Origin of the sequence: Streptomyces sp. ActVer (genome assembly GCF_027270795.1) — a bacterium.
Classification (GTDB): Bacteria; Actinomycetota; Actinomycetes; order Streptomycetales; family Streptomycetaceae; genus Streptomyces; species Streptomyces umbrinus_A.
Window position 1 is genome coordinate 1 of record NZ_JAPWHT010000818.1, and the last position, 2,013, is coordinate 2,013.

At 73.0% G+C, this 2,013-nt stretch carries 3 protein-coding genes; 2 read left to right on the forward strand and 1 reads right to left on the reverse strand.

Annotated elements, in window-relative coordinates:
• The coding region (locus O3Q52_RS52415; protein WP_269655441.1) for an alpha/beta hydrolase at window positions 1–486 on the reverse strand (486 nt) is incomplete at its 3' end.
• Window positions 487–567: 81 nt separating this feature from the next.
• Between O3Q52_RS52415 and O3Q52_RS52420 the strand changes: the two genes are divergently transcribed.
• Window positions 568–1,188 carry a TetR/AcrR family transcriptional regulator gene (locus O3Q52_RS52420; RefSeq protein ID WP_269655442.1) on the forward strand — a complete coding sequence of 207 codons (621 nt, stop codon included), beginning with the start codon at window positions 568–570 and terminating at the stop codon, window positions 1,186–1,188.
• Window positions 1,189–1,447: 259 nt separating this feature from the next.
• The coding region (locus tag O3Q52_RS52425) for an acyltransferase domain-containing protein (RefSeq protein ID WP_332113032.1) at window positions 1,448–2,013 on the forward strand (566 nt) is incomplete at its 3' end.

Consider the following 2,013-nt stretch of genomic DNA (forward strand, 5'->3'; position numbering starts at 1 on the left):
TCTGCCGCCACCCGCGCTCTGGCCGCCCACCGTGAGCCGGTCGCCGTCCCAGCCGTGCTCCGCGCCGTGCCCGGCGACCCATCGGACGATCTCGTACGCCTGACGGGGCGGGGCGGGAAACGGGTGCTGGGGAGCGACGACGTAGTCAACGTTGACCACCGCGACGCCCGCTTCCGCGGCGAGGAAACGGCACAGGGGGTCGTCGAGTTCGATCGGCGGGAGGACGTAGCCGCCGCCGTGGAAGTTGACGTGCACGGGTGGGGCCGGGTCCGGGGTCGAGCCGGGGGCGGCTTCGGTGCCAGGCAGGTAGACGACCGCGCGGGCCGGGCCGACCGAGGTCGGGACGGTCAGCTCGCGGGTGTTTCTCGGGTACTCCGGATAGCGGCTGAACAGGGAGGACGCGATACGCCGGTCCGCCAGGGCGGTGAGACGCTGCATCGCCCTGGCGGCCAGGGAGGCCATCGCCGGCCGGGCAAGAAAGGGCATGACGGCTCCGTTCGGTGGACCCCGCCACTATCCAGCATATGTCGGTTAACCGACAAGTGGCGGAAAGGATACGCTCACAGAATGCCCGCACGTCCCATGGATCCCCGCACCCGCCGTTCCCGCTCCGCCCTGGAGACCGCCCTGCGCGACCTCATCGCCGAGCGTGACCTCAGCCAGATCTCGGTCTCGGACATCACCAAACGCGCGGGCGTCAACCGGTCGACGTTCTACGAGCACTACACCGACGTGCACGACCTGGCCGCCGCCGCGTGCACGACGGTCTTCGACGAGTTGGTGGCGGCCAGTCCCGCGGCGGTCCCGCCGGCCACCCCCGACGGCGGTCCCCCGGACAACCCCCTGCCGGACCTCTTCGCGCACGTGGCCGAACACGCTCCCCTCTACCGGGCCCTGCTCGGCGACGACGGCAGCGCGCGGGTCATCAACCACCTGCTCCAGCGCATGACGGTGACCGCCCACATCAGGCGGGCCCCGGCCCCCGAAGACGCGGCGGATGCCGTCGGCACCACGCACGACCCGGCGGCCGCGTTCGTGGCCGGCGCCGTGCCCGGCAGCGTCGTCGACTGGCTACGCCACGACTGCCCCGGCACCCCTCAGGAGATGGGCGCCGCCCTCTGGCCGCTGCTCATCGGAATCGCGGCGGCGGCCGGCTGGGAGACCGAGGGATCCCCGGCGGCCGGCTAGCCGTGCGCCGAGGTGCCTGTTCCTCGGGAGCCGCGGTGCGTGTTCCTCGGGGATGAGGGCGGAGTAGTACCGTTCCTAATCAGTGAGCAGGAGTGAGTCTTGGACCCACTGCCCGGCACTGCGCGCATCCCGAACGGTTTTGGATGCACTGGTTGCCCGCGTTCCCTTTGGTGTCCCCGTTCGGGCACGTGCATCGTGTGCACGCAAGCGCCGTCGAAGTGTGCTGCTGCTGCCCGGACAGGGTGCGCAGCGGGAACGTATGGCCGCCGGACTGTACGGCGCGCGGGAGGAGTTCACCTCGCCCATGGACGACTTCTTCGACCGGCTCGGCACGACGGGGGCACGGCTGCGGTCGGCGTGGTTGCGCCCCGCGCCCAACCCGGAGCTGGACGAGTCGGCGGTGGCGCAGCCGCTGCTGCTCACCGTGGGCCACGCACTGGGACGCGCGGTGGGCGCGGCGGCCGAACCTCCCGCGCTGCTGCTCGGGCACAGCGTGGGCGAGCTGGCGGCGGCCTGCCTCGTGGGCGTCTTCGATCCGGCGGACATCGGCGCGCTGGCCGCCGCCCGCTCCCGGGCGCTGGAGGGTACCGGGCACGGCGGGATGCTCGCGGTGGCGGCGCCGGAGGGTCAACTGGCCGAAGAACTCGGGGGTTTCGGCGAAGGGGCGGAACTCGGCGGTTCTGCCGAGGGGACGGCCGCCGGAACCGACAGGGTGACCGTGCCGGGGATAGCCGCCGGAGCCGACGGGGTGACCGTGCCGGGGATGGCCGACGGGGCGGCTGTCGCGGGGGTGACCGCGGCCGGGGTGGCCGACGCGGGGGTGGC

Coding starts and splice junctions, on each gene's coding strand:
- O3Q52_RS52420 (WP_269655442.1), top strand. CDS start 568: ATGCCCGCACGTCCCATGGATCCCCGCACCCGCCGTTCCCGCTCCGCC.